This is a genomic window from Spirillospora sp. NPDC047279 (genome assembly GCF_040643285.1).
Classification (GTDB): Bacteria; Actinomycetota; Actinomycetes; order Streptosporangiales; family Streptosporangiaceae; genus Spirillospora.
The window spans coordinates 1-25,716 of the sequence record NZ_JBEYUA010000032.1 but is presented as its reverse complement, the minus strand read 5'-3'; the positions used below and the strand labels follow the sequence as shown (position 1 = coordinate 25,716).

At 71.7% G+C, this 25,716-nt stretch carries 30 protein-coding genes; 6 read left to right on the top strand and 24 right to left on the bottom strand.

The genetic code is table 11. The features are described from left to right. Positions 1-146: 146 nt before the first annotated feature. Entirely contained in the window at positions 147-1,628 is a 1,482-nt protein-coding gene (locus ABZ810_RS45880) for a DEAD/DEAH box helicase (RefSeq protein ID WP_358414682.1), read from the bottom strand. On the opposite strand from ABZ810_RS45880, the gene ABZ810_RS45875 reads away from it, so the two are divergent. Then, positions 1,527-1,742, top strand: coding sequence for a hypothetical protein (locus ABZ810_RS45875; protein WP_358414513.1), 216 nt, complete (start codon positions 1,527-1,529; stop codon positions 1,740-1,742). The two genes, ABZ810_RS45880 and ABZ810_RS45875, sit on opposite strands and share 102 nt — an antisense overlap. A 401-nt stretch (positions 1,743-2,143) precedes the next feature. Then, a complete protein-coding gene (locus tag ABZ810_RS45870) occupies positions 2,144-3,976 on the top strand; it encodes a serine/threonine-protein kinase (protein ID WP_358414510.1) in 1,833 nt (610 codons plus the stop codon). Positions 3,977-4,092: 116 nt separating this feature from the next. Here the strand turns inward: ABZ810_RS45870 and ABZ810_RS45865 are convergent, their stop codons facing one another. From ABZ810_RS45865 to ligD (ABZ810_RS45835), 7 genes are all read right to left on the bottom strand, one after another. Continuing rightward, the gene (locus ABZ810_RS45865; protein ID WP_358414507.1) at positions 4,093-4,404 is read right to left on the bottom strand and encodes a hypothetical protein; all 312 of its coding nucleotides are present in this window, start codon (positions 4,402-4,404) and stop codon (positions 4,093-4,095) included. Positions 4,405-4,512: 108 nt separating this feature from the next. After that, positions 4,513-4,749: a DUF3107 domain-containing protein gene (locus ABZ810_RS45860; protein WP_358414504.1), complete on the bottom strand. Its 237-nt coding sequence runs from the start codon at positions 4,747-4,749 to the stop codon at positions 4,513-4,515. A gap of 127 nt (positions 4,750-4,876) precedes the next feature. After that, on the bottom strand, positions 4,877-5,509 hold the full coding sequence (locus tag ABZ810_RS45855) for a TetR/AcrR family transcriptional regulator (protein WP_358414501.1): 633 nt from the start codon (positions 5,507-5,509) through the stop codon (positions 4,877-4,879). A 124-nt stretch (positions 5,510-5,633) separates the two neighbouring features. Beyond that, positions 5,634-5,846: a hypothetical protein gene (locus ABZ810_RS45850; RefSeq protein ID WP_358414498.1), complete on the bottom strand. Its 213-nt coding sequence runs from the start codon at positions 5,844-5,846 to the stop codon at positions 5,634-5,636. A 14-nt stretch (positions 5,847-5,860) separates the two neighbouring features. Next, on the bottom strand, positions 5,861-7,237 hold the full coding sequence (locus ABZ810_RS45845; protein WP_358414679.1) for an NAD(P)/FAD-dependent oxidoreductase: 1,377 nt from the start codon (positions 7,235-7,237) through the stop codon (positions 5,861-5,863). Positions 7,238-7,369: 132 nt separating this feature from the next. Then, the gene (ligD, locus tag ABZ810_RS45840) at positions 7,370-8,284 is read right to left on the bottom strand and encodes a non-homologous end-joining DNA ligase (RefSeq protein WP_358414495.1); all 915 of its coding nucleotides are present in this window, start codon (positions 8,282-8,284) and stop codon (positions 7,370-7,372) included. Beyond that, positions 8,274-9,248 carry a non-homologous end-joining DNA ligase gene (ligD, locus tag ABZ810_RS45835; RefSeq protein WP_358414493.1) on the bottom strand — a complete coding sequence of 325 codons (975 nt, stop codon included), beginning with the start codon at positions 9,246-9,248 and terminating at the stop codon, positions 8,274-8,276. The genes ligD (ABZ810_RS45840) and ligD (ABZ810_RS45835) overlap by 11 nt, the downstream gene beginning before the upstream one ends. A 113-nt stretch (positions 9,249-9,361) precedes the next feature. On the opposite strand from ligD (ABZ810_RS45835), the gene ABZ810_RS45830 reads away from it, so the two are divergent. Continuing rightward, positions 9,362-10,270: a Ku protein gene (locus ABZ810_RS45830; RefSeq protein ID WP_358414490.1), complete on the top strand. Its 909-nt coding sequence runs from the start codon at positions 9,362-9,364 to the stop codon at positions 10,268-10,270. A gap of 74 nt (positions 10,271-10,344) precedes the next feature. Here the strand turns inward: ABZ810_RS45830 and ABZ810_RS45825 are convergent, their stop codons facing one another. The 6 genes from ABZ810_RS45825 to ABZ810_RS45800 all read right to left on the bottom strand — a co-directional run bounded on the left by ABZ810_RS45825 (position 10,345) and on the right by ABZ810_RS45800 (position 14,357). Beyond that, positions 10,345-10,881: a superoxide dismutase family protein gene (locus tag ABZ810_RS45825; protein ID WP_358414487.1), complete on the bottom strand. Its 537-nt coding sequence runs from the start codon at positions 10,879-10,881 to the stop codon at positions 10,345-10,347. 37 nt (positions 10,882-10,918) lie between these two features. Next, a complete protein-coding gene (locus ABZ810_RS45820) occupies positions 10,919-11,689 on the bottom strand; it encodes an SGNH/GDSL hydrolase family protein (RefSeq protein ID WP_358414484.1) in 771 nt (256 codons plus the stop codon). Positions 11,690-11,773: 84 nt separating this feature from the next. Beyond that, positions 11,774-12,370 (bottom strand): ATP-binding protein, encoded by a 597-nt coding sequence (locus ABZ810_RS45815; RefSeq protein ID WP_358414481.1) that lies wholly within the window; start codon positions 12,368-12,370, stop codon positions 11,774-11,776. Between the two features lie 332 nt (positions 12,371-12,702). Beyond that, a complete protein-coding gene (locus ABZ810_RS45810) occupies positions 12,703-12,900 on the bottom strand; it encodes a DUF397 domain-containing protein (RefSeq protein WP_358414478.1) in 198 nt (65 codons plus the stop codon). Continuing rightward, positions 12,897-13,775 (bottom strand): helix-turn-helix transcriptional regulator, encoded by an 879-nt coding sequence (locus tag ABZ810_RS45805; RefSeq protein ID WP_358414475.1) that lies wholly within the window; start codon positions 13,773-13,775, stop codon positions 12,897-12,899. Before ABZ810_RS45805 ends, ABZ810_RS45810 begins: the two co-directional genes overlap by 4 nt. Before the next feature lie 213 nt (positions 13,776-13,988). Next, a complete protein-coding gene (locus ABZ810_RS45800) occupies positions 13,989-14,357 on the bottom strand; it encodes an STAS domain-containing protein (RefSeq protein ID WP_358414472.1) in 369 nt (122 codons plus the stop codon). A 242-nt stretch (positions 14,358-14,599) separates the two neighbouring features. Between ABZ810_RS45800 and ABZ810_RS45795 the strand changes: the two genes are divergently transcribed. Together ABZ810_RS45795 and ABZ810_RS45790 are read left to right on the top strand one after the other, a co-directional pair. Continuing rightward, positions 14,600-16,285, top strand: a complete 1,686-nt coding sequence (locus ABZ810_RS45795) for a PP2C family protein-serine/threonine phosphatase (protein ID WP_358414469.1) — start codon at positions 14,600-14,602, stop codon at positions 16,283-16,285. Beyond that, positions 16,282-17,388 (top strand): cobalamin-dependent protein, encoded by a 1,107-nt coding sequence (locus ABZ810_RS45790; protein ID WP_358414466.1) that lies wholly within the window; start codon positions 16,282-16,284, stop codon positions 17,386-17,388. Before ABZ810_RS45795 ends, ABZ810_RS45790 begins: the two co-directional genes overlap by 4 nt. A gap of 94 nt (positions 17,389-17,482) precedes the next feature. Here the strand turns inward: ABZ810_RS45790 and ABZ810_RS45785 are convergent, their stop codons facing one another. From ABZ810_RS45785 to ABZ810_RS45770, 4 genes are all read right to left on the bottom strand, one after another. Further along, complete coding sequence (locus ABZ810_RS45785) at positions 17,483-17,923, bottom strand: STAS domain-containing protein (protein ID WP_358414463.1); 441 nt, start codon at positions 17,921-17,923, stop codon at positions 17,483-17,485. 122 nt (positions 17,924-18,045) lie between these two features. Beyond that, positions 18,046-18,729: a nucleotidyltransferase domain-containing protein gene (locus tag ABZ810_RS45780; RefSeq protein ID WP_358414460.1), complete on the bottom strand. Its 684-nt coding sequence runs from the start codon at positions 18,727-18,729 to the stop codon at positions 18,046-18,048. A 38-nt stretch (positions 18,730-18,767) separates the two neighbouring features. After that, a complete protein-coding gene (locus ABZ810_RS45775) occupies positions 18,768-19,397 on the bottom strand; it encodes an ion channel (protein WP_358414457.1) in 630 nt (209 codons plus the stop codon). 86 nt (positions 19,398-19,483) lie between these two features. Further along, positions 19,484-20,152, bottom strand: a complete 669-nt coding sequence (locus ABZ810_RS45770) for an NAD(P)H-dependent oxidoreductase (protein WP_358414455.1) — start codon at positions 20,150-20,152, stop codon at positions 19,484-19,486. Positions 20,153-20,210: 58 nt separating this feature from the next. On the opposite strand from ABZ810_RS45770, the gene ABZ810_RS45765 reads away from it, so the two are divergent. Further along, complete coding sequence (locus tag ABZ810_RS45765; protein WP_358414452.1) at positions 20,211-20,807, top strand: helix-turn-helix domain-containing protein; 597 nt, start codon at positions 20,211-20,213, stop codon at positions 20,805-20,807. A gap of 7 nt (positions 20,808-20,814) precedes the next feature. Here ABZ810_RS45765 and ABZ810_RS45760 read toward each other — a convergent pair whose 3' ends face one another. The 6 genes from ABZ810_RS45760 to ABZ810_RS45735 all read right to left on the bottom strand — a co-directional run. Further along, entirely contained in the window at positions 20,815-21,627 is an 813-nt protein-coding gene (locus ABZ810_RS45760) for an alpha/beta fold hydrolase (RefSeq protein WP_358414449.1), read from the bottom strand. Next, complete coding sequence (locus ABZ810_RS45755) at positions 21,624-21,944, bottom strand: hypothetical protein (RefSeq protein ID WP_358414446.1); 321 nt, start codon at positions 21,942-21,944, stop codon at positions 21,624-21,626. The genes ABZ810_RS45760 and ABZ810_RS45755 overlap by 4 nt, the downstream gene beginning before the upstream one ends. Further along, the gene (locus ABZ810_RS45750; protein ID WP_358414444.1) at positions 21,941-22,978 is read right to left on the bottom strand and encodes an RNA polymerase subunit sigma-70; all 1,038 of its coding nucleotides are present in this window, start codon (positions 22,976-22,978) and stop codon (positions 21,941-21,943) included. The genes ABZ810_RS45755 and ABZ810_RS45750 overlap by 4 nt, the downstream gene beginning before the upstream one ends. 87 nt (positions 22,979-23,065) lie before the next feature. Continuing rightward, the gene (locus ABZ810_RS45745; RefSeq protein WP_358414441.1) at positions 23,066-23,482 is read right to left on the bottom strand and encodes a hypothetical protein; all 417 of its coding nucleotides are present in this window, start codon (positions 23,480-23,482) and stop codon (positions 23,066-23,068) included. Between the two features lie 195 nt (positions 23,483-23,677). Beyond that, positions 23,678-24,961 (bottom strand): DUF222 domain-containing protein, encoded by a 1,284-nt coding sequence (locus ABZ810_RS45740; protein ID WP_358414438.1) that lies wholly within the window; start codon positions 24,959-24,961, stop codon positions 23,678-23,680. Positions 24,962-25,505: 544 nt separating this feature from the next. Beyond that, positions 25,506-25,716: DUF397 domain-containing protein (locus ABZ810_RS45735; protein WP_358414436.1), on the bottom strand; the 211-nt coding region annotated here is incomplete at its 5' end.

Sequence of the window (25,716 nt, the reverse complement as noted above, 5' to 3'; positions counted from 1 at the left end):
ACACGGAACAACTGCAAGATCACGCTCTCAAGTCGTGATCTTGCAGCTGTCGGATGTGCCGCCCACCCGGGAGCGGGGCGGGCGATGCGGTCGGTCGGAACGGGTCAGGCGGAACGGGTCAGGCGGAACGGGTCAGGCGGAACGGGTCAGGCGGAGCGGGCCTCGGTCGCGGCCTCGGCCTTGCCACTGCGGGTGCGGCGGCGGTTACGGTTGCGGCTGCGCGCGGGCTTGTCGCCCTCCGCGCCGTTGACCTGCTCCTTGGCGGACGGGCCGGCGTCGGCGTCGGCCGCCGTGCCACCGTCGCTCGCGGTGTCGCCGGCCTTGCCGACCGGCTGGCCGCCGCGGGTGCGGGTGCGGGACCGGCTGCGCCGGGGCCGCCGGGTGCGCTCGCCGTCGGAGTCGCGGTCACGATCACGGTCACGGTCACGGTCACGGTCCCGGTCCCGGTCACGCCCGCCGCGCTCGCGCGACCGGACCTTGCCGGTCTCGCCGATGTCCTCGAGCTCCTCGGCGTCCAGGCCGGCGCGCTCGCCCTGCTGATCCTTGGGCAGCCGGCCCTTCGTGCCCGCCGGGATGCCCAGTGCCTCGAAGAAGTGCGGCGAGGTGGAGTAGGTCTCCTCCGGCGCCGCGAACGGCAGGTCCAGGGTGCTGTTGATCAGCTTCCAGCGGGTGAGGTCGGCCCAGTCGATCAGCGTGACCGAGACGCCCTCCTTGCCCGCGCGACCGGTGCGGCCGATGCGGTGCACGTAGGTGTCGGCGCTGTCGGGGCACTCGAAGTTGACCACGTGCGTCACGTCGTCGACGTCGAGTCCGCGGGCCGCCACGTCGGTGGCCACCAGCACGTCGATCTTGCCGTTGCGGAACGCGCGGAGCGCGCGCTCGCGCTGGCCCTGGCCGAGGTCGCCGTGCACGGCCGCCGCGGCGAAGCCGCGCTGGCTGAGGTCGGCGGCGACGCGGTCGCAGGCCCGCTTGGTCTGGCAGAAGACCATGGTCAGGCCACGGCCCTCCGCCTGGAGCAGGCGCGCCACCATCTCCGGCTTGTCCATCTGGTGGGCCTGGAAGACGTGCTGCTGCACCTGCGGCGTCGCCTCGGACTCGGCGTGCGACTCGGCGCGGACGTTGGTCGGCCGGGTCAGGTACTTGCGCGACAGGGCCACGATCTCGCCCGGCATGGTGGCCGAGAAGAGCATGGTCTGGCGCTCGTCCGGGATGCGCTCGACGATGCGCTCGATGTCGGGCAGGAAGCCCAGGTCGAGCATGCGGTCGGCCTCGTCCAGCACCAGCACGCCGACCTCGGAGAGGTTGAGGTGCTTCTGCTTGACCAGGTCGAGCAGCCGTCCGGGGGTGCCGACGACGACGTCGACGCCCTCCTTCAGAGCCTCGATCTGGGGCTCGTACGCGCGGCCGCCGTAGACCGACAGCACGCGGGTGCCGAGCTTGCCGCCGGCGACCAGGAGGTCGTCGGTGACCTGGAGGGCCAGCTCACGGGTCGGCGCGACCACCAGGGCCTGGGGCCGCTTGCCGCCGTGCGTGATCCGCTGCAGCAGTGCGACGCCGAAGGCGAGGGTCTTGCCGGTGCCCGTGCGGGCCTGTCCGATGATGTCGTGGCCGCCCAGCGCGATCGGCAGGGCGAGCTCTTGGATGGGGAACGCTTCGACGATGCCCTCGGTCTCGAGTGCATCGGCTATCTCGGGTACGACCCCGAGTTCACGAAAGGTAGTCAGGGCTTTCAGCCTCCATAGTGCGGGGTCCTCGCTCCCGATGGCGGCGCTGCGTCGTGCGCCGGCAGGGCCCCGTCTGTGGGGCGGACCCGCCGGTCGCTTCTCATGGCCGCGCGCTCGCGCGGAAGGGACCAGCCGTCAATCAATTCTTCGGCGACCGCAGTCAGGGGTTGAAAGCAGTCACGTCAAGTGGCTGCGTGCGGTCACACTCCGCGACGCAGTGTACCGGCCGTTGATTCCATACACCAATAGCCGATCACCAGTACCAACGCTTCCCATATCGCCGGTATTCCATGCACGCCCCTGCGTACCTGTGCGGGCGGGTGCCGGAGCCCTTCAGATCGTCCGCATGCGGCCAGAGATCTTGTCAGGACCGTGCCGCCGAGAATGCCCGGGATGGGAATCTTCATCCGGGAGGTTTCATGATCGGCGATTGGCGGGTGGAGGGCTTCACCGAAGTCCGCGAGCTGGGCCGCGGCGGCCAGGGCCGGGTCGTGCTGGCCCGGCACGCGACCGCGGGCGACCCGGTCGCGATCAAGTATCTGAACCGGCGGGACGGCGACGCGCGCGACATCGAGCGCCTGCGCGGCGAGGCCGTCATGCTCGGCCGGGTCACCGACCCGCACGTGGTCCGGCTCTACCGGTTCGTGCTCAACGACACCGGCGCCGCCCTGGTCATGGAGGCGGTGAACGGGGTCTCGCTGCGCGAGATCCTCGCCGAGCACGGGACGCTGGAGCCCGAGGCGGCCCTCAGCGTCCTCAAGGGCTCCCTGCTGGGCCTGGCGGCGGCGCACGGCGTCGGGGTCGTGCACCGGGACTACAAGCCCGCCAACGTCGTCGTGCGGCCGGACGGCCTCAGCAAGCTGATCGACTTCGGTATCGCGGCCTCCGCCGGGGAGGACGGGGCCGGCGGCACCCCGGCCTACATGGCGCCGGAGCAGTGGCGGGGGAGCCCTGCCACGCCCGCCACCGACGTCTACGCCGCAACCTGCGTGTTCTTCGAGTGCGTCCAGGGCAGGCGGCCCTACGCCGGCGAGGGCCTCGCCGCGCAGCACCGCGAGGCCCCGATCCCGGTCGAGGATCTTCCCGAGGATCTTCCCGAGGGGCTGCGCGAGCTGGTCGCCGCCGGGCTGGCCAAGACTCCGGAGGAACGTCCGCCGGGCGCCGCCGCGTTCCTGAGCGCCCTGGAGACCGCCGCGAACGCCGCGTACGGGCCCGACTGGGAGGCGCGGGGCGTCCGGGCTCTGGCGGTGGCCACGGCGGCGCTGGCGGCGCTTCTGCCGCTCGGGGCGGCGGTCCTGGGCTCAGGGGCCGCCGCGAGCGGCGCGGCGGCGGGAGGCGCGGCAGGGGGCGCGGCGGCGGGTGGTGCCGCCGGTGGCGGCGCTGCGGCCGGGGCCGGGGCGGGAGGCGCCGGGATCCTCGCCTCCACCGGCGCCAAGATCGCGGCCGTGGCCGTGGGCACGGCGGTCGCGGCGGGCGGAACGGGTGCCTACGTCAGCCGTCAGGACGATGGCGGCCCCGTCCGGGCGCGGCCGAGCGCGACCGCCTCCCTCGCCGTCCGCCCGGTCAGCGAGACCCGGACCCTCACCTCTCCGAAGATCACGTACACGCTGCGCTTTCCCCAGGTGGGCGGGCTCCCGAACGCCGCCGTCCAGGCCGCCGTCAACAGGACGCTGCGGAAACCGCTGGACGGCTGGGTGGACAGCGCGCAGACCGACATCATGGCGTTCAACGGCGGTCCCGGCAGCTTCCGGCCGACGGCGGTCTACGAGACGGGGCTGGCCGGTCCGAGGCTCTTCTCCGTGCGCTACACGTTCGCGGACACCCAGCGCAACACCGGCCTGCCGGTGCGGGTCACCGTCGATCTGACCACCGGCCGGGAGCTCGCGCCGCACGACATGCTCCGGGACGAGGCCAGGACCACGAGGGGAACGACCCGGTTGATCCATCTTCTGGAGCGGCGAGGGCTCATGGACGGCCCCAGCTGCCGGGCACCGTACTGGGACGCCGACCGGCGCGCGTACATCAGCAAGCCGTTGCCGGAGAAGAGCTGGAACATCGCACCCGGGCCGGACGCGGTGGGGCTGAAATTCTTCGGCGTCTTCCTGAAGGAACGGCACGCGGAGATCTCGGCCCCTATGGCGAGTCTCGGCTACAGCATGGCCTGCTTCCGGTCGGCGCCTTACGCGAAGGTGCCGTACGGCGAGCTGCGGGACGTGTTCAGGCCCGAGGTCCTGAGGATGGTCGGCGCCTGACGCCCGGGATCCGCAGGTGACGGCCATGCGCGGGCAAGTGAAAGGCCCCCGCCGCAGGGGGCGGGGGCCTTTCGTCAGTGCCCTGCGGGCGTCATCGCCCGCAACGTCGATCTATGTCACCGGTAGCTGCGGCGCCGCGAGCCCCACCGGCTCCGGCTGCGGCCACCGCTACGTCCGCGGCCGGTGCTCTTGCGCTGCATCGCGGTCATGGCCGCGACGCCCGCCGCAGCGATGATCAAAGCGAAGACCAGCGCGACGAGCCGGCCGGTGTTCAGCGATTCCGCCACCACGCCGCCCAGGATCGCCCCGGCGATGCCGACGAGGATCGTCATGAGGACGCCGATCGGGTTCTTACCTGGGACGAGCAGCCGGGCGATCACTCCGATGATGGCACCGACGACGATGAACCAGAGGATCGTCGTGAGCATTGTCGATCACCATTCCAAGAAACTCGGGGGGCCGCCTTCACGGAGGTTCCGCGACCCGTTGGTCGGCGATCGATATGCCCGGCCTCGAACGTCCAAACAAACCGCAGGTCAGGTGTAGGTCGTACCGCCGAATCCGACGGTGCGGCCCTCCTCCTCGGTGATCTCCAGGTAGCCCACCCGGTCGGCCGGGATGACGACCCGGCCGTTGTTCTTGTCCTTGAGGACGAAGACCCCGCGCTCGGCCTGAAGCGCGTCGGCCAGCACGGCCTGCACCTCGTCGGCGGTCTGCGAGGTCTCGACCACGAGCTCCTTGGGCACGAACTGCACGCCGATCCGAACCTGCACCTGAAGCTCCCCTGTCTTCGTCGGCTCCTGCCTGCTTCCGATGGTCGCAGACTCTCGATCAGAGCGTACGGGCGGCCGGGCCGTGCGGTCAGGGCCCGGCCGTGCCCTCAGCCCGTGCGCTCGGGTCTCAGCCCGTGCGCTCGGGTCGGGCGGGGAAGCCGGAGATGCCGCGCCAGGCCAGTCGCGCGATGATCTTTTCGGCGGTCTCCTTGGGGATCGCGCGGTGCTGGCCGAGCCAGTAGCGCGCGCTCACCTCGGCCATGCCGACCAGGCCCATGCCTAGCAGGTACGCCTCGTCGCTGGGGGCGTCGGTGTCCTCCTGGATCACCTGGGCCACCATCTCGGCGCACTGCTGGTTGGCGCGCTCCACCCTGGCTCGCACCGGGGCCACGTTGCGCAGGTCGGACTCGAAGACCAGGCGGTAGGCCTCGCCGTCGCCGGCCACGAAGTCGTAGAAGGCCCCGATCGCGGCCTGCACGCGCAACTTGTTGTCCGTCGTGGACTCGAGGGCGTCGCGGACCGTCTTGACCAGGCCCTCGGCGTGCTCGTCCAGCAGCGCCAGGTAGAGCTCCAGCTTGCCCGGGAAGTGCTGGTAGAGCACGGGCTTGCTGACGCCGGCGCGCTCGGCGATCTCGTCCATCGCGGCGGCGTGATAGCCCTGGGCGACGAACACCTCCTGGGCCGCGCCTAGCAACTGCCTGCGCCGCGCCAGTCGGGGCAACCTCGTGCCACGAGGGCGGGCGTCCGGGGTCGCGGTCACCACACTCTCCGATCACCGATCATTGCGGCGGGCGGGGGTGCCCCGCCGCAGGGAGTCAATCCCATCATCCTACGCGCCAGTAACCTCGCTGGTCACCAACAAACACCAGGACGGTGTCACGCGCTCAGCGATAATCGTCCTCGTCGATCCGGACGGTCCGGGCGTTCTCCACCGCGTCGGCCTCATTGACGTCGAGCGGGACCTGCTGCGGCCACTCCTGCTCGTCGCTCTCGTCGCTCTCGTCGTCGCGGTCGCCGACGGGCTCCAGCTGCTCGGCGAGGTCGGCCTCGGGCGCGTCGTCCCGCGGGCTCTGTCTCGGACCGCTCGTCTCGCTCATCGTGCGTCCCCCCTTCAGAGGCGCTCGGCCAGCTCCCGCAGCGGTGGCTCGATGCACTCACCGTACGTCGGGAAAGCGTGCACGACATCGGTGAGCACGCTGAGCGGGGTCTCCGCCCGGATGGCCAGCGCGATCTCGCTCATCCACTCCTCAGCGTAGAGCCCGGCCGCGGCGGCCCCGATCAGCAGCCCGCGCGAACGATCGGCGTAGAGCTCCACCCGCCCGCGCTCGTCGGCCTCCACCGCGGCCCGGGCCGTTCCCGCCAGGTCGTACCCGGCCGTGAGCAGGTCGATGCCCAGCTCGTCGGCCTGGCGCGGGGAGATCCCGACGGAGTAGACGCTCGGCGTGGTGTAGACGACCCGCGGGATGGCCCGGTAGTCGGCCTCCCAGCGTTTGCCGAGGACGTTGGAGATCACGACGCGGGCCTGGTAGCGGGCCGCGTGGGTGGTCCGGGCGATCCCGGTGACGTCGCCCGCCGCCCAGACGCCGCCCTGCAGGGCCGCGGCGGCCGACTGGGCCTCCGGGGCGACCCCGGGCAGGAGCGCGGCGCCGCCGGCGCCGCCGGCACCGTCGGCCGGGACGGTCACCTGGCAGGTCTCGTCGATCGGCAGGCCGTGCCCGGGCGGCACGGTGATCCCGAGCGCCTCCAGGCCCAGCCCCTCGGTGCGGGGGCGGCGCCCGGCGGCGATGAGGATGCGGTCGGCCTCCAGCGCGCCGCCGTCCGACAACCACAACCGCAGCGCCACATCGGTGCGCTCGACCCCGGTCAGCTCGGCGCCCAGCCGCAGGTCGACGCCCATCCGGCGGAGCGCGTCGGCCAGCACCTCGCCGGCGAACGGGGCCTCGGCGGTCAGCAGCCGCCCGGCCGACTCGATGAGCGTGACGTGCGAGCCGAACGCCGCGTACACCTGGGCCATCTCGCAGCCGACGGGCCCGCCGCCCAGGATCACCAGCCGGCGCGGCAGGTCCGGCACCGACAGCGCCTCGTCGCTGGTCCAGGTGGGCACGTCGGCCAGCCCGTCGATCGCCGGGACGGCCGGCTCGCTGCCGGTGGCGATCACCAGGTCGGTGAACGTGTGCTCGGCGCCGTCGACCTCGATCGTGCCGGGGCGCAGGATCCGCCCCCAGCCGTGCAGGACGGCCGCGCCGTCCTCGGCCAGCCGGGCGACCGCGTGGTCGTCGTCCAGGTGGGCGGTCACCTCGTCGCGCCGGGCGGTGGCCAGCTCCCACGCCTCGCCGCGGCGCGCCGACAGCAGCAGCGACTTGGACGGGAGGTCCGCGAAGTACGGGGCCTCACCGCCGACCAGGCGATTCTCCACGAGAGCCACATCGCGCCCTGCCCGGGCGAGTCCGGACGCCACGAGCTCACCCGCGGTCCCCCCGCCCAGCACCACGACGTCGTAGTGATGGTTCTGCGACAACTGATCTTCCCTCTCCGCGCAGCCCGTGTCCCCGTGCCTCCATGGTGACGGAATTCGGTGCCGGAGAGTGCCGATTCGAACACATACGGCACACGGCCGCTGTCAGGGCAGCGGTTGCCGCTCGTCCAGAAGGGGCGCCAGCAGGTCCCCGAGCTCGTCCACGCGTTCCAGGGCCTCGTCAGGCGCGAACGTCAGGTCGGACGGGGTCTGGGCCCGCTCCAGCTCCTCCCAGGTGACCGGGGTCGAGACCGACGGCGACCGCGCGGCGCGCAGCGAGTAGGGGGCGACCGTCGTCTTGGCCGGGTTGTTCTGGCTCCAGTCGACGAAGATCTTGCCCTTGCGGAGCTTCTTCTCCATCCGGCTGACGACCAGGCCGGGGTGCGAGCCGGCGAGGCGCTCCGCGGCCTCCTTGGCGTACTCGGAGGTCCGGTCGCTCTCCTTGATCGGAACGTAGAGGTGCAGGCCCTTCTTGCCGCTGGTCTTGGGGTAGGACTCCAGCCCGTCGCCGGCCAGCAGCTCCCGCAGCAGGTGCGCCACCTCGCAGGCGTCCACGATCGACGCCGGCGCGCCGGGGTCGAGGTCGAAGACCATCAGGTCCGGGCTGTGGACGCCGCCGCGCGGGCCGACCCTCCACTGCGGGACGTGGAGCTCCAGCGCCGCCATGTTGGCGCACCACACCAGCGTGGGCAGGTCGTCGACCACGATGAAGTCGAGCGTGTCGCGGCCGGTGGAGCTGCCGGGCGTCGGGATCGTCTCGGTCCGGATCCACCCGGGGGTGTGGCCGGGCGCGTTCTTCTCGAAGAACGAGCCGGCGTCGACCCCGTCGGGATAGCGGATCCGCGTCGCGGGGCGCTCCTTCAGATGCGGCAGCAGCACCGGGGCGATCTTGACGTAGTAGTCGATCACCTCGCCCTTGGTGAACTCCGGGTACAGGTTCTTGCCGAGGTTGGAGAGCGTCAGCTGCCGTCCCTCCACCTCGACGCCGACCTTCTTGGGACTCGCGTGCTCAGGACTCACGTGTCACCTCGTGCGGATCCTTGTCGGGCCGCAGGCCCCGCCAGGACGGGAACCGCAGCCGGCCGTCCCTGGTCTGGACGGCGTAGGCGACCTCCCCGACCAGCCGCGGCTCGACCCACTGGGCGTCCCGCGAGAACTCCCGCGGGATCTCCTCGTCGAACGGGCTCGTCGGCCGCCGCAGCGGCCAGAGCATCCGGTGGAGCTCGTCCAGCGCCAGGTCGCTGAACCCGGTGCCGACATGGCCGACGAAGCACAGCCGGCCCTTCTCGTCGTACACCCCGAGCAGCAGCGAGCCGACGCCGCCCTCGCGGCGCCCCTTGCCGGGCTTCCAGCCGCAGATGACGACCTCGCGGCTGAGGAAGTTCTTGACCTTGCGCCAGAAGTCGGTGCGGCGGCCCGGCCGGTAGGGGGAGTCGAGTCGCTTGGCCATCAGGCCCTCGAGCTGCTGCTCCCGGGTGAACTCCAGCAGTTCGGCGACCTGCGCGGCGTCGCCGCCGTCCAGGTACGGGGGGACTTCGACCGGCCCGGCGGCGGTCAGGTCGAGATCGGAGAGCAGCGCCCGCCGGTCGGTGTAGGGGAGGTCGTAGAGCAGGTGCCCGTCGAGGAAGAGCAGGTCGAACACCACGTAGCGGACGGGGACCTCGCGGATCAGGCGCTGGTCGGGGCGGGTCACGTGCATGCGGCGCTGGAGACGTTCGAAGCTGGGCCGCCCGTCCTCGAACGCCACCACCTCGCCGTCCAGGATCACGTCGTGGTGGGGGAGGAGGTCGGACAGTCCGGAGAGTTCGGGGTAGCGGCCCGCGAGCTCGGTGGTGCGGCGCCCGCTCGCCCGGACGCCCTCGGCTGAGACGTACGTGATGACGCGAACGCCGTCCCATTTGAGCTCCAGGGCCCAGCGGCCCGCGTCGGGGGGCAGCTCACCGGAGTCGGCCATCATCGGCTGTACCGGCCACGGCATGGTCATAACCGCTCTTTACCCTTCGCTCGCTCCACAGAAAAGGATCTAGGGCTCTATCTGGCGGAAATCGAACGATATGACGATGCTAGGGGGAAGAAGCCTCTGGGTAGGGATAGATCATGCGGAGTATCTGGAAGGGTGCGATCTCCTTCGGGCTGGTCACGATCCCTGTCAAGGTGTATTCGGCGACCGAGCAACGGGACGTCTCCTTCCATCAGGTGCACCGCGAGGACGGCGGCCGGATCAAATACAAGCGGGTCTGCACGGTCGACGGCGAAGAGGTCCCCTACTCCGACATCGCCAAGGGCTACGAGCTTCCCGGCGGCGAGATCGTCGTGCTCACCGACGAGGACTTCGCCGACCTTCCGCTGTCAACGAGCCGCCGCATCGACGTCCTCCAGTTCGTCGAGGTCGACCAGGTCGACCCGATCTACTTCAACAAGACCTACTACCTGGAGCCCGACGGCACCGGCGCCAAGCCCTACGTGCTGCTGCGCGAGGCCCTCGAGGCGTCCGGCCAGGTCGCGATCGTCAAGGTCGCGCTGCGCCAGCGCGAGTCGCTGGCCACGCTGCGGGTCCGCGAGGGCGTCTTCGTCCTGGAGACCATGTTGTGGCCGGACGAGATCCGCGAGGCCGCCTTCCCGTTCCTGGAGGAGGACATCGAGATCCGCAAGCAGGAGCTCACGATGGCCACCTCGCTGATCGAGACCATGGAGGGCGAGTTCGACCCGACGGAGTACAAGGACGCCTACCGCGAGGCGCTCCAGGCGGTCATCGACGCCAAGGTCGAGGGCCGCGAGGTCACCAAGCCGGAGGTCGAGGAGGGCGAGGAGCCCGCCGCCGACCTGCTGAGCGCCCTGCGCGCCAGCGTCGAGGCCGCCAAGAAGAGCCGTGGCGAGAAGGGCGGCGACGACAAGCCGGCCGCCCGCAAGACCGCCGCCAAGAAGACGGCGGCGAAGAAGACGGCCGCCAAGAAGACCGCGGCCAAGAAGACCGCCGCCAAGCCGCGCACCCGCAAATCCGCGTAGGGCGCGGCCCTGTCCACGTAAGGCGCGGTCTTGTCCGCGTAGGGCGCGGCCTTCCCGCGCTCCCGGGCCGCGCCTCAGTGGCCGCCGAACGGGACCGTCGTGCAGAGCAGGCGGGCGCCGGCGTCGCCGGTCCGGTGGTCGGTCGGCCCGGCGTGCACGACGACCGAGCCCGCGGCGCCCTCGGCGACCGTCCAGGGGACCTGGGCCTCGGCGTCGGCGCCGCCGTCCTCGCCGACGTCGAGCGCCAGCCAGATCTCCCTGTCGTGCAGCGGAGTGCCGGGCGCGGCGCCGGGGGCCTGGTAGTGCGGGCCCGCGTCGGCGGCGTCCGGCCCGCACGCGCGGGTGTGGACGTGGGCGCCGAGCGTCTTCCCCGCGGCGGACGCGGGCAGCCCTGACACCGCCAGCCGCACGGTCGTCCGCCCCGCGTTCCCGATCACGGCGACCCTGGTCTTGGCCGTGGCGTACGCGGCGTCGTAGGTGAAGGTCGGGCCCTCGACCTCGTGCGGCTCCGGACAGGCGATGGCCGGGGCCGCGACGAGCCCGAGGACGGCTCCCGCCGCCGTCGCCGTGAGGGTCGCGTTCCTGAGCAGGGCACTCCCGAACAGTCGCATGGTCGCCTTTCGTCGCGTGCGGTACGCGACGATCCTGTCACTCGGAGTGGGCGACCACGGGTGCGAGAACCGGGCGCTTTGCCGTGATCTGGTCACCGGACGACCTGCCGCGGAGACGGCGGCCGACCCACGGGGCCAGGTAGCCGCGCGCCCAGCGCGCGTTCCACAACGCCCGCGCGCCCCGGCTGAGCTCGGGCAGCGGCGCCAGCGCCGGGCCGCGCCAGTCGTCGGCCTTCACTCCCAGCGTCTCGAGCGCGGCCAGCGCCACCCGGCGGTGGCCGGCGGGCGACATGTGCAGGCGGTCGACGGTCCACATCCGCCAGTCGCTGAGCACGTCCATCTGCCACTGGTCGACGACGTACGCGCCGTGCCTGGCGGCGATCAGCCGGATCTGGTCGCTGAACGCCTCGACCCGCGACCGGGTCAGCCGGATCACCGGTGACCCGACCGGGTCGACCGCGGTGAACAGCAGCACGTCGGCGCCGGTGGCGCGGACCCGCGCCACCGCGTCGTCCAGCTTGGCGACGAGCGCGCCGGTGTCGGCGCCGGGCCGGAGCATGTCGTTGCCGCCGCCCGACATCGAGACCAGGTCGGGTTCGAGGGAGAGCGCGGCGGGCAGCTGCTCGTGGAGGATGGGGTCGAGGAGCCGGCCGCGGATCGCGAGGTTGGCGTAGGAGACGCCGTCGGCGTCGGCCGCCAGCCCCTCGGCGAGGCGGTCGGCCCAGCCGCGCGGGCCGCCGTCCGGGTAGTGGTCACCGAGTCCTTCGGTGAACGAGTCACCGATCGCCACATATCGCGTCCAAGCCATGGTCACCATCCTATTGACCAGGCTCGATGCACGATCAACGACCCATCCGCCCGCGGGCGTGCGTTCAGGCGGGGCGGGGTGCGTTCAGGCGGCGGGCGGCTCGGGCAGGCGGGCCCGGACGGCCTTGCCGCCGCGGTGCGGGGTGACCGTGACGTCGGCGTAGGCGTTGATGACGGTCAGGCCGAACCCGCCGTCGTCGCCGGGCGGGCGCCTGACCGGCGGGTCGGGGGAGCCGTCGGTCACCTCGACCAGGAGCTCGGGGACGGCGCCATGCCCGTTCGTCGTGACGGCGAGCGTGAGCGTGATGGGCGGGCTACCGTGACTGACCGCGTTGGTGACCAGTTCGGACGTGACCGTCAGCGCGTCGTCGCGCCAGCGGCCGAGCCGCCAGGCGTCGAGGGCGTCGGCGACGGCGCGGCGACCCGCCCGGACCGGCCAGGAGTCCTCGTCCAGGCGCCAGGTGGCGCTCGCTCCGACGGGCGGCGCCTGGAGCGTGCGGCCGCTCAGCGCGTGTGCGATGCGGGTGGCGAGGTCGTCCAGCGAGGCCGACTGGATCAGCCGCAGGGCGGGCAGGTCGCGGGGCGGGAGGGCGGACCACAACCCGGTCGACCGCCCGTGCCAGATCAGCCAGTGCGGGAACCTGCCGGTCAGTTGGGCGAGGCTCACCGTGTGGTCGGTCATGTGCCGCTCCTGGGGTCGCGCGCGGGAGCCCGCGGCGGCGCGGGTCCTCCGCTCCGCACCGCCGCGGGGTTCATGGGGAGGCGCTGCCTCACCGGGCCAGATCGACTTCTGTTCAGGGATCTCAACTGTGCAGTCGAGATGATTGCGCCCAGTGTCCCCCCGCTCACGCTAGATCACAAGGACTTTCCGTAACTTCATGCTCACTCTCACGTATCGGTGACATGCATGACGAAGGGCCGGGATCCGTCCCCCCGGAGGATCCCGGCCCTTCGTGCACCGATCAGTGCCGGTCGGCGCCGGTCAGTGCTGTTGAGCGCCTGTTCAGTGCCTGTTCAGTGCCTGTCGAAGGCGCCTCGCTTGGCGTCGGACAGGAAGGCGGCCCACTCGACCGTGCTGAACTCCAGCCGCGGGCCGATCCGGTCCTTGGAGTCGCGGACGGCGACGATGTCGGGCACGCCGGCCACCTCCACGCAGTTGCCGCCGCCGCTGCGGCTGGCGGTGCGCCAGGCGCCGAATCGATCGGAGATCATTGTTCCTCCGTATGGTCGGGCAGCTCCTTTGCCGCCTGGGTGAGTAGGTTGAGGCTCTCTTCCTCGCTGAGGGCCGCGTCGCGCAGCCGCTGGTACAACTCCTCGTACGGCGCCACCTGCTCGGGCTCGGTGAGCACGAGGTCGGCGTCGACGGTCTCGAGTGCGACCACCGTCGGGTCGTCGGGGTCGGCGTAGGTGTAGACGGAGAAGGTCGAGCCGGGCAGTGAGTAGCCGGTGATCAGGGCGTCCACCGGCAACATCCGCAACGAGACGCGCGGCGACTCGGCCGTGTGCCGCACCAGATGCTCGAACTGGGCACGGGTGACGGCGGGCGGGGCGGCGGGGCGGCGCACCGCCAGCTCATCGACGATCACTTGGTAGGTGGGGCCGCCGGGCCTGCGCAGCATGCGCTGGCGGCCGGCCCGGCCCTTGATGACTCCCCGGACGTCGCTTCGCTCGGGCCGCAGCGAGTTGAGCGCCTCGGCGGCGGCCCGGGTGAACTCGGGGATCTGGAGCAGGCCCGGCAGGTAGGTCTGCTGATATTCGCGGATGGTGACGGCCCCGGCCTCGAGGTTGGCGTACAGCGCCTGCCGTTCGCCCATCGCGCGGACGTCCGACTCCCACCAGCCCTTGGCGGCGGCCTCCTGGGCGATGGTGACGATCTTCGTCCACCGCTCGCCGTCGACCTCGAGCACGTCGAGGAGCTTGATGATGTCGTTCTGATCGGGCGCGATGTGACCGTTCTCGAGCCGGCTGAGCTTCGTGCGAGCCTCGCCGATCTTTCTGGCGAGCTGCTCGTGCGTGAGCCCGGCGTCCTCCCTGAGGGCGCGGAGCTCGGTGGCCAGCCGACGGCGACGTACGTAGGGGCTAATCATGCCGGTCTCCCGAACCAGGCTCGAGTGTGAACCGTGCAAGACCTGGGTGCGTCTGCGAGCGTACGCCGTGCGACCGCACTCCGTAACCGGAACCTGACAGAATTCGCAGGCCTGAACGCGGCGATTTCGTCAGTCAGGTGACCGGTCCGACGATGATGGCGTGGTCAGGGGGGCTTGGCGGCCTGAGAATCGACGGTGATTGTCGAGGGCATGTCAGCGCGGCCGGGGCCGGTTGAGGGCGGCCACGGCCTCGTCGGCACCGGAGTAGATGGTCAGGTGCGTGCCCAGCCCGGCCACGTCCAGGAGACGGGCGACGTTGGGCTGGATCGCGGCCAGCGCCATCCGACCCCCGGCGCCGGTGACGGTCTGGAAGGCCTCCAAAACCACGCGCAGACCCGCCGAGTCCATGAACGTGAGCCCCGCCAGATCCAGCAGCAGGTCGACCGGGCCCCGGTCGAGCGCCGCGCGAAGGTCGGCGGCCATCCGCGCCCCGGCGTCCTCGGCCGAGTCCGCCGCCATCGTCCCCGTCACCGCGATCACGAGGACCTCGCCCTCGACACGGGCCGTCATCTGCGTGTCCATCACCAGTCCTGTGCTGCTCGTCGCCAACGGTCGACCGGCCTGTCTCCTTACAGGTCAGTGCCGGGTGGGAGCGGGTGAAAGATACCGGTCCGGCGGCCGCTCCGGAGCCGCGAGTAGGGTGTGAGCCGTAAATAGTTGTCTTACGGCAACAAACGCCCTGAGGTTACAGTGGCCAGGGTGCAGGACCCCGCAAGAGCGGCAACTCCACGAGGAGGGAAGGGCCCCGCCGCAGGCTCCCGCAAGTGACGGAACCGACGCCTGGCTCTGGCGGTCTGCACGAGCTGGCCTCCGAGCCCAACTGGAAGAACGCTCCCCATCCCGTGCTCTCCGTCGACGCCGCGGGCGTCGTCGCGCACGCCAACGACGTCGCGAGGCTGATGTTGCCGGTGCGGCCGGGGGAGCCCCTCACCGAGCCGCGGTGGCTGGCGCGGGCGCACGCGGAGGCCGCGAACGGGCCGGTGCGCGGCGTGGCGGGCGCGCGCATCTTCGAGGCGTGCCGCACCGCCGCGGATTCCGGGGGCCACACGGTCTGGTGGTTGTCCGACGTCACCGAGGCGCAGCGGCTGGCCGACCGGCTCGCCGTCGAACGCGCCCGCGCGCTCGTCCTGCGCGAGGCGTCCAACGAGCTGCTGTCCTCGCTCAACCTCGAACGCTGCATGGAGGTGACGGCGCGGCTGGCCGCCCGGCACCTCGCCGACGCCGCCTTGGTGATCATGCCCAAGTTCGGCCGCCGGCATCCGGTCACCTACTGCGGCCCCGACGGCGTCGCGGTGCGCGAGTACCTCGCCGTCGACACCGCCGCGCTGCCCGGGCTGGCCGAGGCGCTGCGCGGCTTCCCGCCGGTGCCCTCGCGGTGGATCGACCCGGCGGCGGCGCCCGGCTGGGTCGCCCGCCGCGAGCTCGGCGAGGCCGGCGCGATCGTGGTGATCGCGCTGCCCGGTCACGGCGTCCCGGCCGGGGCGCTGGTGCTGGTGCGGCGGCGCGCCTCGTGCGGCTTCGACGACGACGGGCCCGGTCCCGCCGAAGACCTGGAGCCCGCCGGTGGCGGAGGCGGTTTCACCGAGGACGAGGAGGCGTTCGCGCGGCTCTTCGCGGCGCGCGCCGGGGCGGCGATCTCGGCCGCCGGGCTCTACGCCGAGCAGGCCTCCATCACCGACACGCTGATGCGCGAGCTGCTGCCGCCCAAGACCCAGCGCCTGGACGGCGTGGAGCTGGCCGCCCGCTACCGGCCGTCGGGCTCGCGGGAACGCATCGGCGGCGACTTCTACGACCTGCACCCGGCCGCCGAACCCGAGGGCGAGGCGCTGGTGGTGCTGGGCGACGTGTGCGGCAAGGGCCTGGAGGCCGCCGTTCTCACCGGCAAGATCCGCAATACCCTGCAGGCGGTCTTGCCAATGGCCGACGATCACCAGCGGGTGCTCGGCATACTTAACGAGGTGTTGCTCAACACCGACACCACGCGCTACGTCACGCTGGCGCTGGCGTCCGTCCGGCGTCAAGGCCCGCAGGTGTGGCTGCGGCTGACCAGCGCCGGGCACCCGCCGCCCCTGATCATCAGGGTCGGCGGAGAGGTGGAGGCGGCCGCCACGCGCGGCTCGCTGATCGGCGCACTCGACAAGGTCACCTCGGTCACCGACACGGTCGTCCTGGAGCCGGGCGACACCTGTCTCCTCTACACCGACGGCATCACCGAGGCCAGGGGCGGGCCTCTCGGCGAGGAACTCTTCGGCGAGGCGCGCCTCCGCCGGGAGCTCGCCGGATGCGGCGGGATGCCACCCGAGGCGGTCGTCGAGCGGGTGCACATGCTGGCCTCCCAATGGGCGGGGGCCGGCTTCCACGACGACATGGCGACCATCGCCATCACCGCGCCACGCCGGGTGCACCTGAGCGCGGTCGGCGGCCATGGTCGAGGAAGGTTCACCGCATGAACGGGACTGAGCAGGGCGCCGGTCCCCACGCCGGCATGAACGACCTGGTCGAGAGGTTGTGGGACGCCTCCTCGGCCGGAGACGAGTACGCCGCCGCCGACGCCGCCCTCGCGGCGCTCGACGGCGGGGTCGACCCCGAGGTGTTCCTGCTCGACGTCGTCGCGCCCGTGCAGGCGCGGGTCGGCGTCGAGTGGGCGGCCAACCGCATCACCGTCGCGCAGGAGCACACCGCGACCGCGATCAACGAACGCGTCATCGGCGCGCTGGCGCACCACGACGCCGTCCGGGCCCGGCGGCCCGCCGACGGCGCCGCGGCCCGCCGGGCGACGGTGGCGTGCATCGACGGCGAATGGCACGCGATGCCCGCGCGCATCCTCAGCGAGGTGCTGCGGCTGCGCGGCTGGCACGTCGACTACCTGGGCGCCCAGGTGCCGACTCCGCACCTGATCGCGCACCTGCACCAGACCGGGCCCGAGGTCGTGGCGTTGTCGTCCTCGATCATCACCCGGCTGCCCACCGCGCACGCGACCATCACCGCGTGCCAGGCCACCGGGACGCCGGTCCTGGTGGGCGGCGCCGCGTACGGGGGTGACGGCGCCTACGCGACGCTGCTGGGCGCCGACGCCTGGGCGTCCAACGGCCGTGCCGCGGCCGAACGGCTGTCCGGCGGGCAGCTGTCGGCGCCCGTGCCCGTCCACGAGACGATCGACGACCTCCCGCACCTGACCGACCAGGAGTACACCTACGTGGCGCGGACGGCTCCCGAGCTGGTCCGCTTCACGCTGGACGGGCTGGAGGAACGTTTCCCCGACATGGCCGGCTACACCGACCAGCAGCGCCGGCACACCGCCGAGGACATCGCGTTCATCGTGGAGTTCCTGGGCACCGCCCTCTATCTGGACGAGGCCGAGGCGTTCAGCGGGTTCCTGCTCTGGACCGCGGGGATCCTCGTCGCTCGCGGCGTACCCGCGCACAGCCTGCTGCCCGCGCTCGACCTGCTGGACGAACGGCTGGCCGACTTCCCGCGGTCAAGGGCCATCCTGACGCACGCGCACGAGGTGCTGCGCAAGTCCGAGGTCCCCGGCGACGGGCCTGCGGCCTGAGCCCTGAGCACGTCGCGCCCGGGGCCGCCCGCCCTGGTCGTCTCGACGCCCGGCCCGTTCATGACCGGGCGTCGAGACGGCCAGGACGCGGGATTCAACCCGTCGCCAAGGCGCGTGCGGCGGCTTTGCCGGGCAGGAGCCGCGTCGCCGCCGCCTCCACGGTCGGCGCCACCACGATGCGCCCGGCCAGTCCGGTGCGCTCCATGAGCATCACGCAGTGGGGCTTCGCGCGGGCGATGCCGAAGTCGCCGCCGTAGGCGCGTGCGGCTTTCCAGAGCTTGACGATCAGCCCCAGCCCCGACGAGTCGATGAACCGCACGTCGCCCAGGTCGAGGACGATCCGCCGGACGCCGCTCGCCCCGGACTTCGCCGACTCGACGTCATCCTTGATCCGCTCGTACAACTGCGGGGCCGTGACGAAGTCGACGTCACCGCCCGCCCTGATCACCAGCCAGTCGTTCACGCGCTCGGCCTCGACCTCCAGGTGGGCGTCCCACAGACCGGGGCCCTCCAGTCCGTCCTCCGTGCTGGTCACGAGGTGTGACACCTCCAGTAGTCGGTGCACGTCGGTGCTGTGCTTGCCGGACCTTGTTCCCCGTGAGAACCAATGAACTCCTGTAACCGCCTGTGACAATCGTCCGGGTTTCATCAGTTTGGTCAGAAGAACGCCGCGCGGACCGAGTGCAGCCAGCGTTCGACCGTCTCCTCGTCGGGGCGGTCGGGCAGCGGCGTCCTGGTCCTGGTGATGCGCTCCTCCGCGGCGGCCAGCATCGCGCGCGCCTCGTCCAGCGCGCCGTCGGCGACCCGCTCCCCGAACGACCGGAACCTCTCCGGATCGTCCAGGCGGATCCGCAGGTGCCCGGTCGCGTAGAGCGCCTCGCCCTGGCTGACCAGCCGGTAGAGGTGGCGCGCGTGCTTGGCCGTGCGCTTGCGGGTGTCGGCGCTGAACGAGCCGTCGCCGCGGTTGTCGAGCCGCTTGAACTGGGCGACCGCGTAGCCGAGGTAGGCGTCGCGGACCCGGCCCGCAGACAGGAACGCCGACCGGATCCCGATCAGGTCGTCCCCGAGCGCGGTGCGCGTCTCGTACAGGTCGTCGGGCAGCCAGACCAGCTCGGTCGCGGTCGGGTTGCAGCCGAGCGCGAGCCCCGCCCACTTGCCCGCCTCGTGCAGCGTGACGTCCGGGTCGGTGCCGACCTTGCTGGCCTTCTTGCCGATCGGCAGGTGGAGCCCGTGGAACTCCCTGGTCGGGGCGGCGTAGACGCCCAGCCGGTCGACGTCGGACTCCGGCGTCGCCAGCCCGTACGCGGTCGACCCGACGATCCCGGACAGCAGCACGTTCATAGATCAAACGTGGCATACCGGGGCCACGGGCCGCGACCTCATTCGCGCCGCGGCACGTGGCTGACGAACCAGGAGGCGAACGACGCCGTCACCACCCCCACCAGCGCGACGCCGCCGAACATCAGGGCGACCCCGACCGCCCTCCCGCGCACCGTCACCGGATAGGTGTCGCCGTACCCGACCGAGGTCACGGTGGTCGCCGTCCACCAGACGGCGTCGCCGAACGTGGCGATGTTGGCCCCGGGCGCCCCGCGTTCGGCCGACAGGACCGCCAGGCTCGCGGTGATGCCGAGGATCAGGGTGGCGAGGAACGCGTACGCCATGGCCCTGCCCTCCAGCCCGCGCCGCAGCCAGGGCAGGGAGTGCAGCGCCCGGACGAGCGTGAGCGGGCGCAGCAGGGGCAGGGCCAGGACGAACACGTCGAGCAGGTGCCGGCGCAGGAACGCGCGCCGGTCCGGTGCCAGCCGCAGCCGGACGGCGTAGTCGGCGATGAACACCAGCCAGGTCGCCAGCGTCACCGCCACCCAGAAGCGCCGCTGGTCGCGGGAGAGGTCCGGGTCGAGCACCGGCACCGCGTACGCCGCGAAGAAGAGCGCCGCCGCGACCATCAAGGGCCACTGCGTCGCCTGCTCCCACCGGCCCAGCGTGCGCCGATCGTCCCCCGTCACGCTGTCAGCATTCCCCGATCACCCCGGGTGATCACCGTCCAGGGGGCCATGTCCGCCGGACCACGGTGAACGGCGGGGCGCCGTGCCTAGCGGGCGGCGAGCCCGCGGGCGGTGTCGCGGGCGGTGTTCAGGGCCTCGGAGTGCAGGTCGGCGGCCTGGTCGCGGAGGGCCTCCATGCCGGGAGTGGTGGCGGCGAGGGTGAGCTCGCGCTCGATGATCGTGAGGTCGGCCTGCCACATGTCGTCGAGAACGCGCCGGAGGTAGGGCGTGGAGTGGTCCCAGCCCTCGCGGGGCGTGCCGGGCCCGTAGCCGCCGCCGCGCACGGTGGCGAGGACGGTGGGCTTGCCCTTGAGCACCGGGGTGCCGGCGCCCGCCCCGGTGATGACCAGGTCGACCCAGGTCTTGAAGTGCTGGGAGATCCCGTAGTTGTAGAGCGGCACGGCCAGCACGACGGCGTCGGCGGCGTCCAGTTCGGCGGCCAGGGCGGCGGCGAGGGAGAGGGCCTCGGCCTGCTCGGGGGAGCGGTCGGGTTCGGGCGTGAAGCCTGCGGTGGTGGCCAGGGTCCAGGCGTCGGCGGGCAGCGGGTCGGTGCCCAGGTGACGGCGTACGACGGGAGCCTCGGGGCGTGCCGAGGCCCACTCCGCCTCCACGATGTCGGCGATCTCCGCGCTGGCGGACGTGCCGGGAAGGATGCTGGCGTCCAGCCGGAACAAGCTCATGGTCATCTCCAGTCCGCGGCCGCGCTGTGCGGCCACCTCGCGAGCATAAACGGACTTTACCCCGCTTAGTATTCCGCCCGATAGGTTGGATCGCGTGGACCCTTCTCCCGTGCCGTTCGGCAGGCCCCGCGGCGAGCGCGCCGACGCGGCCCGCAACCGCGAGCACCTGCTGGCGGTGGCGCGCGAGATGCTCGCCGAGCTGGGCGCGGAGAAGGTGACCATGGACGGCCTGGCCGAGCGGGCCGGGCTCGGCAAGGGCACGGTCTTCCGGCGCTTCGGCACCCGCGCGGGGATCTTCGCCGCGCTGATGGACGACACCGAGCGGGCGTTCCAGGTGCGGGTGCTGTCCGGCCCGCCGCCGCTGGGGCCGGGCGCGGGGCCGGTCGAACGGCTGGTCGCCTACGGCCGCGAACGGGTGGACTTCCTCTTCGAGCACCACGCGATCCTGCGTGCCGCGCTGGACCGCACCCGGCCGATCCCGGCGGAGACGAGCATGTCCGCGCTGCACATCCGCATGCTGCTGGGGCAGGCCGGCCTGGACGTCGCCGACCTCGACACCCTGGCCACGCAGCTGACGGCCGCGCTGGAGGGGCCGCTGCTGCTGTACGTGGCGATGACGGAGGAGTCCCCGGCCGACGAGCGCCTGGCCGACAGCTGGCAGGTTCTCGTCGAACGGGTCTGCCGGCCCTGACCGCCCCTCAGGGGGCCAGGAAGTCGGCGAGGGCCGGGGCGAGCTTCTTCGGAGCCATGACGACCGCGCCGTGATGGAGACCCGGCAGGGTGCGGTGGCGGGCGTCGGGCAGGATCCCGGTGAGGGCCCGCGCCGCGTCGTGAAAGCCCGTGGGGCTCTTGCCGCCGGTCAGGACGAGAGCCGGCGCGGTGACCTTCGACCAGGGGTCGGGGGCCAGCGGCTTGCCCTGCTGCGTGTCGCCCATCACGGCGATGTCGTAGGGGAGCGTGTGCGCCATCGCCTTGAGCTTGGACCACGGGCCCGGAACGAGGCGCATCGCGTTCACCATGAACGCGGGCATGCCCTGGGCCTCGGTCATGAAGTACGTGACCGCCCGGCCCCGGTCGTCCTCGGCGAGCAGGGACGCGATGTGCCGCGCGAAGCCGGGCGGGGGGCCGAAACCGCCGGGCGTGACCGCGAAGGGCGGCTCGTAGAGCGCCAGACGTTCGACGTTCGGTTCGGCGGCGGCCCGCAGGGCCAGGACCGCGCCGGACGAGCTGCCGAAGAGGGACGCCGAGCCGCCCGCGTGGTCGATCAGCGCGTGGATGTCCTCGATCTCTCGTTCGACCGCGTAGGCCGTCGCGTCGCCGCTCGCTCCCCGGCCCCGCCGGTCGTAGTTGATCACCGTGAAGCGCGGCGCGAGCAGCCGGGCGAGCTTGGCGGTGTCGGACCGGTCGGCCAGCGCGGAGGCCACGAGGATGACGGCGGGGCCGGTGCCCGCCTGCTCGAAGGCGATGGTGGTGCCGTCCAGGGAGGTGACCGTCCGCCGGGTGTTCGTCATGAGGGCTCCGTTTCGGGGTTGCCGCCGCGTACCTGGCTGTGGGACGGCACCCCGGTGGAAAAGGAATCGGTCGCGCGGCGGGAGATCGCGACCAATGTGGTCTGTCCCGGGCCCGGATTGCACAGGGAACGCAGGGGCAGGCCGGTGAAGCAGAGGACGGCGCCCGCACCGAAACGCCGGCGCTCCCCGTGGACCGTCAGGAGCTCGACCTCGCCGCGTGCCACCAGCACGAGGGCGTCATGCCAGGCGGCGGGGTCGTAGGGACGAGTCTCGCCGCCGGACAGGACGACCTCGCGGCGGTGAAGTCCCGGGGTCACGCCAGGACCAGCGGCAGGCCGAACGCGGCGAAGCGACGCGGCTCGAACGAGGTGATCATGGTGACGCGCCCGTCCTCGATCCGGAGCACGTCCAGCACCTGCGCTCGGAACGCCCCGGGCAGTTCCCTGGTCTCGTCGGCCGAAGGGCGCTGGACGTAGTGCGCGACGGCGGGCTGGAGGTTGGCCCGGGTGACCACGCTGCGCCACTCCCCGTGGTACCAGTCCGAGGCGGGGTCGAAGACCTGCGCGCTGAACCCGAGCAGCGCGTCCCGTCCGACGAGCCAGGCCGGGTGCGGCGGCATCGTCATCTGGACGTCCTCGGCCAGCAGGGCGGCGAGGGCGTCGAGGTCGGCCCGCTGGTGCGCCTGGACGTAACGTTCGAGCATGGCCTGCTCGTCCGCCTCGGGCTCGTTCCTGCTCCACTCCTCGCGGCTCGGCGGCAGGTGCTCCTTGAGCGTCGCGCGGGCCCGCTGCAGGGCGCTCTTGACCGACGCGACGCTGGTCTCCAGGAGCGCGGCCGTCTCGTTGGCCGGCCACCCCAGCACGTCCCTGGTGATCAGCACGGCCCGCTGCCGCGCGGGCAGCCGCTGGATCGCCACCAGGAACGCCAGCTCGATCGTCTCCCTCGCGACCGCCGCCGCCGCGGGATCCTCCACGGGGACCAGCGCCCGGTCCGGCACCGGCTGGAGCCAGGGAACATCGGACGGCGCCGCGCCCTCACCGGCCAGCGGCGGCCCCTGATAGGCCCGCGCCTGCCGCCTGTCACGCTCGATGAGGTCGAGGCACGCGTTCGTCGCGATCTTGTAGAGCCACGCCCGGAACGTCGACCGCCCCCCGAACGTCTCCCGCCGCCGCCACGCCTTGAGGAACGTCTCCTGAACGATGTCCTCGGCGTCGTCGTACGACCCCAGCATCCGGTAGCAGTGCACCCGCAACTCCCACCGATGCCGCTCCGCCAGCTCCCCGAAAGCAGCCTCGTCCCCCGCCAGCGCCGCCCTCACCACGTCCTCGCCCACAGTCCCCTCCTCGCTCACCTGCCGACCATGTTGAGACTCCCGAACCACCCCAAAGGAATCGGTCCAAGATCAGCCAGGGTCACCGTGGTCTGATGATCGCGGCTCCTACGTTCGTGCGGCCAGCCGTTCCTCCAGCGGTGCGTGATCGCAGGCAGTGAACAGGCCGGGGAAGACCTCCGGCATGGTGCGCAGGTTCTTCACGATGTCCCGGAAACCGGGCTTCCCCAGCGCGACATCCGCGAACAGGCACTGCCAGCCGTGCGCGACGCGCAGGAAAGTCAACTGGCCACGCCCCGAGCCCCGAGATCCAGCCATGCACCGCAGCTCGGACAGGAACCGGCGCTGCAACCGCGTGCGCCGCTGGGAGAAAAGGTCCGGATACGCCCGCCCCTCGACAACATCGAGCAGGGCGTGCACATCGATCTCGCCGTAGATGCGAGGAAAGGACGCGGTCGTGTGCCAGTGAAGGTAGAACCGCGGGAACCGCAGCTGGTGAGACACCGGCTCCTTGAGCAGCGCCACGCCTCCACCAACCCAAATCGCCGACGCTCGGACACGATCTTGATCACCGTACCCAAGTCCCCAGGGCCCGCCCGAATCAGGAAAGCCGGTCGCGGTTCGCTCGTGCCCATCGGGCCCGTCGGCTGTGGTCACCTGGGACCTGTGGGCGTGCCTGTAGGCCCGGTGGTGTGATGGCCACCGGGCCGTGAGGCTGGTTCAGGCTGCGAGGTGGTGGTCGCCCCAGGGGGTGTCGCCCGGGTCGGGTGATCGTCCAGTCGGCCATCTGCCGCGTCTGGATCGTGCGATCCCGCCGGGTGGCAGTGTCTGGTAGACGTACCGCCCGTGCCGGTCTTTGGTGATCTTCATCTGTGCCGGGTGGGTGTGCTTCCACCGGTTGTGCCATCCGCAGCACAGCGCGAGTTTGTTGATGTCGGTGGGGCTGTTGCCCAGTGCCCATCCGTTGACGTGGTCGACTTCGCAGAGGAAGCCCGGCACCTCACAGCCGCGTACGGCGCAGGTGTCGTATTGGGTTTCCAGGACGCGGCGTTGGCCTGGGCTGGCGATGCGGGTGGTGTGGCCCAGGTAGAGCGGCACGCTGCCCGGCCCCAGGAGCAGCGGTGAGACTCCGGCGGTGAGCGCCAGCCGCCGCACCTGCTCGGCCGGGATGGGGGTGCCGTCCCGCAGCCAACCGGGCACGTCCTCGCCCATCAGCGTTTCGAGGTTGGCGATGACGGTGACGCGGGTGTCCTTATGGCCGTGTGACAACACGGTGGTGAGGGCGGCGGCGGTCCGCTCGCCCAGGTCTCGCCGGTCGTCGGTCCCGGCTGGTTTGGTCAGCGGGCCGAGGGTGCCGTCCAGGATGGCGGTGTCTTCGGGGTTGAGCCACCCGTTCACATACGACCCACCATCCAACGACCGGCTCAACGTCAACCAGGAGCGTTCGTAGCCGCGTTGAACGTCTTCGGGGGCCTTCTCGGTGCCGTCGGCTTCGGAGACCAGGTCGTGGATTTTGCGGCCGAGCCGGGCGACCTTGCCCGCCGACAGCCCGTCGTTGGCGGCGTTCAACAGGATGTCCTCGGCGGCCGCGCAGTCCTCATCGTTCAACCGCTGCACGGCGTCGGCGACCGTAGCCGCGTAGCCGAGCGAAAGGTCACCGCTGGCCAGGTCCTTACTCACCCGCTCCAAGCGTGGCAACTGGCGGGCCAGGGTGATGCGCTCTTTGGCGCGGCCTTCCCGCATCCCCAGACGGCAGCGCAGCCACGCCTGGGCGGACGGCAGCCCCCAGTTTTTCATTTCGCCGGTGCGGTCCACTACTGCGATCATCGCGGCCAATGCGGATTCGCCTTGGTCGAACGCGCGCGCCAGGCCTTCGGCCAGCTCCATGCAAGCGGACCCGGAGTCGGGTGCGGGGCGGTGGGCGAGGTGGGTGGCGATCGCGGCTACCGCTTCCACCAATTCTGCGGTGGAAGCGGTCTCTAGATCCGCGACGATCGAATGCATGTCTTGATTATATCGACGGTGACGGATTGCAATTATCTGATTACGGACATTTCGGTTGGCCGCAGGTGGCCAACAATTTCCTGGCCGGTGGGTGGGCGGATCTTTCGTCCCACGGTGGGTGCGTGGCCTGGCACGGTGGGTCGGGGTCTAGGCGGGTTGCTGCTGGTGGATGGCTGGGCGGAGCCGAACTGACCCACCGCGCGCACGTGCCGGCCACCCGAGCGTGGCGATCACGTTGGTTGAGCTTTTCTGGAGCCCGACCATGTGAATAGGGGAGAGGTGTGCTGCCGCCTGAGGTCGCACCGCAACCCGCGCTTCGCGCGGCCCAAAGTTCGAACATCAGCCACTCGCCCCGCCCGCACAATGACAGGGAACCCCGAGCGGCCGCCTACTTTCTTGTCGATGCCGAGTTTGAACAGAAGGCCGTGCCTGCCCGCGCCCGGGCGCCCGTGCATTTGCCAAAGGGGTGACCGTAGCCGCCACCCCCGAAGGGCTAATGATCTAACTGGAGATGCGTAGGCCCGGCTCCATCGGCCCGAGGGTCTCAACCCGATTGCCCCGTGACGGGACCCGCCACAACAGCCGGTGCTCGACGCGTGATGTGGAGGACGGGCCCGTCGGGGTCCTTGCCGTCGCGCACACCGACGCCGCGCCCAAGCCCGGCCAACTCGACGCGTTGGCCGCCCTCACCGCCGCTGTGGCTGCTCTTGCGCCAGTTGGTGTGCGAGGGGTGGTGGCTGCTCCTTGGCCACTCC